Raw genomic sequence first — 596 nt, 5'->3', positions numbered from 1 at the left:
CACGCACCCGGAGCCGGCCCCGTCCGCAGTGCTGCCGGCGGTCTCGAACCAGATCGTCGCCGGTGCCGTGCCCACCGCGTCCAGGCACGCACCCGGAGCCGGCCCCGTCCGCAGTGCTGCCGGCGGTCTCGAACCAGATCGTCGCCGGTGCCGTGCCCACCGCGTCCAGGAGGGAGTTGAGGGCCGGGAGCGAGGCGGTGTCGGCGACCGCCAGCACGTGGGACGGGGCCGGCTCCGGGTGCGTGAAGGCCGTGCCGTGGACCGTCGCCTCGATCGTGTCGCCGGGCCGCGCGGCCCGTGCCCAGTCGCTCGCGACCCCGTCGTGCAGCGCGAACTCCAGACCGAAGGTCCCCGCGGCCGGATCGGGGTCCACCAGCGTGTAGGCGCGCTGGTGCGGCCGGCCCGCGTGGTCGAACCAGAGCCGGACCCACATCGTCGGGTGCACCCCGGTCGCCGCCAGCATGCCGCCGTCGGTCACCCGCAGCCGCCGGTAGTGCGCGGTGACGTCCTCCGCCCGGGTGACCGACGGCGGCATGCTGGCGGCGACCGGGGTGCACCCGACGATGTGGGTCCGGCTCTGGTTCGACCACGCGGGC

General features: G+C 76.2%; 1 protein-coding gene and 1 pseudogene. One reads left to right on the top strand and one right to left on the bottom strand.

Going from position 1 to position 596, the window contains the following annotated elements; all coding sequences use genetic code 11:
• On the bottom strand, window positions 1–535 hold a 535-nt coding region (locus FGF04_RS37635), incomplete at its 3' end, for a siderophore-interacting protein (protein ID WP_149515889.1).
• Here FGF04_RS37635 and FGF04_RS41520 point away from each other — a divergent pair.
• Window positions 519–596: pseudogene (locus tag FGF04_RS41520) on the top strand (siderophore-interacting protein); the annotation flags it as partial. The gene FGF04_RS37635 and the pseudogene FGF04_RS41520 overlap by 17 nt on opposite strands.

Source organism: Streptomyces apricus (assembly GCF_008369065.1).
GTDB classification, from domain to species: domain Bacteria; phylum Actinomycetota; class Actinomycetes; order Streptomycetales; family Streptomycetaceae; genus Streptomyces; species Streptomyces apricus.
This window is presented reverse-complemented; position numbering and strand designations above follow the sequence as displayed.